This window comes from Tepidimonas charontis (assembly GCF_007556685.1).
GTDB lineage: Bacteria > Pseudomonadota > Gammaproteobacteria > Burkholderiales > Burkholderiaceae_C > Tepidimonas > Tepidimonas charontis.
The window spans coordinates 1-6,544 of the sequence record NZ_VJON01000069.1 but is presented as its reverse complement, the minus strand read 5'-3'; the positions used below and the strand labels follow the sequence as shown (position 1 = coordinate 6,544).

General features: G+C 70.0%; 2 protein-coding genes. Both read right to left on the bottom strand.

Annotated elements, in window-relative coordinates; all coding sequences use genetic code 11:
* Positions 1-432: 432 nt before the first annotated feature.
* The gene (locus tag Tchar_RS13050; protein WP_144329423.1) at positions 433-762 is read right to left on the bottom strand and encodes a hypothetical protein; all 330 of its coding nucleotides are present in this window, start codon (positions 760-762) and stop codon (positions 433-435) included.
* A gap of 39 nt (positions 763-801) precedes the next feature.
* On the bottom strand, positions 802-6,513 hold the full coding sequence (gene uvrA, locus Tchar_RS13045; RefSeq protein ID WP_144329424.1) for an excinuclease ABC subunit UvrA: 5,712 nt from the start codon (positions 6,511-6,513) through the stop codon (positions 802-804).
* Between the last annotated feature and the right edge of the window lie 31 nt (positions 6,514-6,544).

Here is a 6,544-nt window from a genome sequence, read left to right as displayed (position 1 = left end):
TGTGCGTCGAGACGCACGAGACCTGGCTGGAGGACAGCCGTTACCTGAACATGACGCTCCTTTCGGAGCAGAAAAAGGAGGCGTTGAGACTGGCCGCCTGAAGCGGCCGCGCGCTGTCGTCATCGCTCCGGGCTACGCCCTCCGCGACAACGACAGCGCAAACAGGATCAACCAATTACCTGATCACCAATTTGCACAACTTGACGCACACAACTCGCAAACAGAATTTGGAGCGCTGACCGAAAAAGCCAAACCCCAGCCCCAAAACCAAGCCGCCACAGGCCAGCACGGCGGGCTCACCCCAGCGCTCGATCCACCCCGCCATGTCCATGATGACCCATTCATCGTTACATTCGAATGTCTGCATTGTGGGTGGCCACACTCGCTTTGTCGTTGACTTGGGTCAACGGTTCGCGCAGCCGGCGTCCGCGCTCAGGCCGGCGTCCAGTCGCAGTCGCAACCGCGACCAGCGCCGATCCAGCGCGCCAGCAGCGGCCGTGCCCATGCGGTCAAGCAGCGGCCCAGGCGTCCGTCGCCCCAGCCAAACACCGTTGCGGGCACACTCAAAGCGCCGCACCGATAGCGGCGCTCGGCGGCCATCCAGCGCAGCGCCACGCATGGACCGCGGCGGCGCCGGCTCAGCAGCACGCCAACGGGACAGGGTTCGAGCAGGCAGCATACGCCGCAGCCATTGCACGGCGCGCCCAGCGCCGGCTTGGGCGGCGCCTCGGGCGCGATCCAGACGATGCGCTGCGCTGCCACGGGTTGCCTGCCTGTCGTGGGGCTCGGCCCTGCCGGAGCTCAGCTGCTGCGCGCCAGCACGGAGGCCAGCGCGGCGCCGGTATGGGTGCCCAGACGCACCAGATCTTCGGGCGTGCCGGCGCCAACCAACCGACCACCGCCGGCGCCGCCCTCCGGGCCCAGGTCCAACACCCAGTCGGCCTCGGCGATCAGGTCCAGGTCGTGCTCGATGACGACCACGCTGTGGCCCGCATCCACCAGGCGATGCAGCACGCGGATGAGTTTGTCGACGTCGGCCATGTGCAGCCCAACGGTGGGCTCGTCCAGCACGTACAGGGTGTGCGGCGTCCGCTGTCCGCGCCGAGCAACGTCGTCGCGCACCTTGGTCAGCTCGGTCACCAGTTTGATGCGCTGCGCCTCGCCACCGGACAGCGTGGGGCTGGGTTGCCCCAGCGTCAGATAGCCCAGACCGACGTCGCGCAGCAGTTGCAGCGGATGGGCGATCGATGGCATCGAGGCGAAGAACGCCACCGCCTCGTCCACCGTCATCGCCAGCACGTCGCCGATGGTCTTGCCGCGCCAGGTCACGGCCAGCGTCTCGGGGTTGAAGCGCGCGCCGCCGCAGGCCTCGCACGGCACTTTGACGTCGGGCAAAAAGCTCATTTCGATGGTGCGCAGCCCCTGCCCTTCGCACACCGGGCAGCGGCCGTCGCCGGTGTTGAAGGAAAAGCGTCCGGGCCCGTAGCCGCGCGCCCGGGCCTCCAGGGTTTCGGCGTAGAGCTTGCGGATGGTGTCCCAAAAGCCGATGTAGGTGGCCGGACAGGAGCGGGGCGTTTTGCCGATCGGGGTTTGATCGACCTCGAGCACGCGCTGTACCGTCTCCGCGCCCTCCAACGCGGTGCAGCCCACCCAGGCACTGGGCGCAACCGCTGCCGAGGCCGCGCGCCGTCGCCCCGCCGCAGGCACGCCCACTGCCGTGGGCGCCGCGCTGCGCCCGCGACGCTGGCTCAGCGCCAGCGTCAGGTTGGTCAGCAATACGTCGCGCGCCAGGGTGGATTTGCCCGAGCCACTGACGCCGGTGATGGCCACCAGCCGGTGCAAGGGGATGGTGACGTCCAGACCCTGCAGGTTGTGCCGCTGCACGCCGCGCAGCACCAAGCGCGGCGTGTCCGCGGACACCGGACGGCGCGGCTGCAGCGGGTGGCGCATCGCCTCGCGCAAATAGCGCCCCGTGACGGAGTCCGGCGCCGCCATCACCGCATCCAGCCGGCCCTGCGCCACCACCCGACCGCCCTGGCGGCCGGCACCCGGGCCGATGTCGATGATGTGGTCGGCGCGGCGAATGGTGTCTTCGTCGTGTTCCACCACCACCAGGGTGTTGCCGTGGCGCCCCAGGGCCTGCAGGGCGTCGAGCAGCATGCGGTTGTCGCGCGGGTGCAGGCCGATGGTGGGCTCGTCGAGCACATAGCACACGCCCTGCAGATTGGAGCCGAGCTGGGCGGCGAGCCGGATGCGTTGCGCCTCGCCGCCCGACAGCGTGGGCGCGCCGCGATCGAGCGTCAGATACCCCAGCCCCACCTGCAGCAAAAAGCGCAGACGGCTGTCGATTTCGGGCAGCAGGTCGCGAGCGATCTCGGCCTCGCGCGCCGCCAGCACGCCCGGCGCCTGCAGACCGCGCACCCAGGCCAGCACCTCGGTGACGCTCAGGCGCGCGATGTCGGTGATGGCCTGCCCGTGAAAACGCACGGCGCGCGCGGTGGCGTTGAGGCGTGTGCCACCGCAGCTCAGGCACGGCTGGGGACTGAGGTCTTCGAAGGCCGGCTCAATCAGGCTGTGGGTGCGGTCGCGCTCGTCGTCGCGCTGCGGACCCTCGTCCAGCGCGCGCCGTTGCTCGCGCGTCAGTTGCACCCCGGTGCCCAGGCAATCGGGGCACCAGCCGTGCGCGCTGTTGTACGAAAACAGGCGCGGGTCGAGTTCGGCGTAGCTGGTGCCACACACCGGGCAGGCGCGGCGCGTGGAGTAGACGGTGGGCGCGGCCTGACCGGCGGCCAGCACGTGCAGCACGCCACGCCCGTGCTGCAGCGCCAGCGCGACCGCGTCGCGCAGGGCGGCCTCGGCATCGGCGGCCACGGCGAGTTGCGCCACCGGCAGCTCCAGCGTGTGCTCGCGAAAGCGATCCAGACGCGGGAAGGCGTGCGTGGGCAAGCGCTCGCCGTCCACCCGCAAGAAGGGGTAGCCGCGCTGGGCGGCCCATTCAGCCCACTCGGTGTAGACGCCTTTGCGCGCCACCACCAGCGGCGCCAGCAGCTCGATGACTTGGCCGCGGTGCCGTTGTAGCAGCTGCGCGACGATACGCTCGCGCGTTTGCGGTTGCACCGGGGCATCGTCGTGCACGCAGTGCTGCACGCCCAACTTGACGTAGAGCAGGCGCAGGTAGTGCCAGACCTCGGTGACGGTGCCGACGGTCGACTTCAGCCCGCCGCGCGACAGCCGCTGCTCGATGGCCACGGTGGGCGGGATGCCCCAGACGGCGTCGACCTCGGGGCGACCTGCGGGCTGCACGATGCTGCGCGCGTAGGCGTTGAGGCTTTCCAGGTAACGGCGCTGACCTTCGTTGAACAGGATGTCGAATGCGAGCGTGGATTTGCCCGAGCCGCTGACGCCCGTGATGACGGTGAAGCGGCCGTGCGGAATGTCGACCGTGAGATCGCGCAAATTGTGCTCGCGCGCGTGCAGGATGCGGATGGCGCGCGGCACGTCGGGGGGCGTTGAGGCCCACACCGGGGAAGGCTCCTGCGCCGCGCGCGCCGGCCCCAGCGCTGCCGCATAGTCACGCAACGCGGCGCCCGTGTGGCTGCTGGGGTGCTGGCGCAGCTCCTCAGGCGGGCCGGCAAATACCAGCGCCCCGCCGCCGTCGCCGCCCTCGGGCCCGAGGTCGATCACCCAGTCCGCCGCGCGGATGACGTCCAGGTTGTGTTCGATGACGATCAGCGAATGCCCCGCCTCCAGCAGCTTGCGCAGCGCCCGCATCAACCGGGCGATATCGTCGAAATGCAAGCCGGTGGTGGGTTCATCGAACAGAAACAGGGTGCCGCCGGTGCGCCCCGCGGCGGACCGAGCGGCAACAGCGCGGCGCCCCGCGTGCCGCCCCCGCTCGGCCTGCGCCGCCGCTTCGGCCAGATGGGCAGCGAGTTTGAGGCGCTGCGCCTCGCCGCCCGACAGGGTCGGCACCGGCTGCCCCAGCCGCAGATAGTCCAGCCCCACGTCCAGCAGCGGCTGCAGCGCGCGCGCCACCTCGCGATCGGCGCCAAAGCACTGCGCGGCTTCGGCCACCGTCAGCTCCAGCACATCGGCCACGTTCAACCAGCGTCCGCCCCGCTCCAGCGTCACCTCCAGCACCTCGGGCCGGTAGTGCCGGCCCATACAGTCCGGGCAGCGCAGGTAGACGTCGGAGAGAAACTGCATCTCCACGTGCTCGAAGCCCGAGCCGCCACAGGTCGGGCAGCGTCCGTCACCGCTGTTGAAGCTGAACTTGGCGGCGCCGTAGCCGCGCTCGCGCGCCAGCGGAGCGTCGGCGAACAGCGCACGGATCGCATCCCAGGCGCCCACCACGCTGACCGGGTTGGAGCGCGCCGTCTTGCCCAGCGGTGATTGATCGACGAACACCACACCATCCAAGTGGTCGGCGCCCAGCAGCCGCTCGTGCGCGCCGGGGGCTTCGGTGGGCTGGCCGAAGTGGCGCCGCAGCGCCGGCGCCAGGACGTCTTGCACCAGCGTCGATTTACCCGAGCCGCTCACCCCCGTGACGACGACCAAGCGCTGCAGCGGAAAGGCGACGTCGATGCCGCGCAGATTGTGCTGGCGCGCGCCTTCCAGGATCAGGCGTGGGGTGGCGTCGGTGACCGCGCGCTTGGGGCCGAAACCGATTTGCCGCCGCCCCGACAGGTACATGCCGGTGAGGGTGTCGGCAGCGCGCAATTGCGCCGGCGTGCCATCGAAGACGATGCGGCCGCCGCGCTCGCCCGGGCCGGGGCCCATGTCGATGATGCGGTCGGCGGCGAGCATCACCGCCGGGTCGTGCTCCACCACCACCAGCGTGTTGCCGGCGTCGCGCAGGCGCGCCATGGCCTGGTTGATGCGCGCGATGTCGCGCGGGTGCAGGCCGATGGAGGGCTCGTCCAGCACGAACAGGGTGTTGACGAGCGAGGTGCCCAGCGCCGTGGTCAGGTTGATGCGTTGCACCTCGCCACCCGAGAGGGTGCGGCTTTGCCGATCCAGGCTCAGGTAGCCCAGACCGACGTCACACAGGTAGCGCAGCCGAGTGGTGATTTCGTCGTACAGCAGCGCTTGCGCCTGGCGCTCGCCGGCGGGCAGCGCCGCCACGCGGGCCTGCAAGCGCTCGAAAAAGTGGCGCAGCCGCTCGATGGGCAGACGCATCAGATCGTGCAGGCACAGCCCGGGCAGCGCCTGCAGCTGCGCCTCACTCCAGGCCACGCCGCGCGGGCAAAAACGCTGCTCGGGCGGCAAGACGGCGTCGGCATCGTCGCGCTCACCCAGGCGCCACAGCAGGGCTTCGGTCTTCAGACGCGCACCGCCGCAGGCCGGGCACTCGGTGTAGCTGCGGTATTTGGACAGCAGCACCCGGATGTGCATCTTGTACGCCTTGCTCTCCAGATATTCGAAGAAGCGGCGGATGCCGTACCACTGGCGCTGCCAGTCGCCGCTCCAGTGCGGCGAGCCTTCCAGTACCCACTGCCGCTGCTCAGGTGTGAGCTGGTACCACGGCGTGTCGCGCGGAATGCCGGCGGCCTCGGCATGGCGCATCAAATCGTCCTGGCACTCGCGAAACGCCGGGGTTTGAATGGGCTTGATGGCGCCGGCGCGCAGCGTGAGCTTGTCGTTCGGAATGACGAGGTTCCAATCCACCCCGATGATGCGACCAAAGCCGCGGCAGGTGTCGCAGGCGCCCGCCGGAGAGTTGAAGGTGAACAGCGCCGGGCGCGGTTCCGTGTAGCGCCGGTCGCTCTCCGGGCAGTGCAGCCCGCTGGAGTAGCGCCAGGGCTGCGCCGGCTCGCCGTCGATGAGCGCATAGACGGTCAGCCGCCCGCCGCCGCGCTTGAGCGCCGCCTCCACGGCTTCGGCCACACGCGCCGGCTCGGCGCTGCCGAGCCGAAAGCGGTCGGCCACCACGTCGAGCACGCGCTGCTCGCCCTCGACGCGCTCGGCCTGCACACGCGTGTAGCCGCTGGCGGCCAGCCATTGTTCGACTTCGGCGGCGCTGACGGCGGCCGGCAGCACGGCTGGAAAGGTCACCACCAGCCGCGGATCGCCGGCGGCAACGGCGCGTTGGTGCAGGTCGGCGACGATGGTCTCGACCGTGTCGTGCTGCACTGGCCGCGCGGTGACGCTGTCGAACAGGCGGGCGGCGCGCGCGAACAGCAGCTTGAGGTGGTCGTTGAGCTCGGTCATCGTCCCAACCGTGGAGCGCGAATTGCGCACCGGGTTGGTCTGGTCGATGGCGATGGCCGGCGGGACGCCGTCGATGGCATCGACGGCGGGCTTGTCCATGCGGTCCAAAAATTGCCGCGCATAGGCCGAGAAGGTTTCGACATAGCGACGCTGCCCCTCGGCAAACAGGGTGTCGAACACCAGGCTCGACTTGCCCGAGCCGCTGGGGCCGGTGACCACCGTCCAGGCGCCGGTGCGCAAGTCGAGATCGATCCCCTTGAGATTGTGCTGACGTGCGCCGCGAATGCGAATCACCCCCTGCAGCGGCGTGCCCTCGTCGGCATCGGTACGCGGG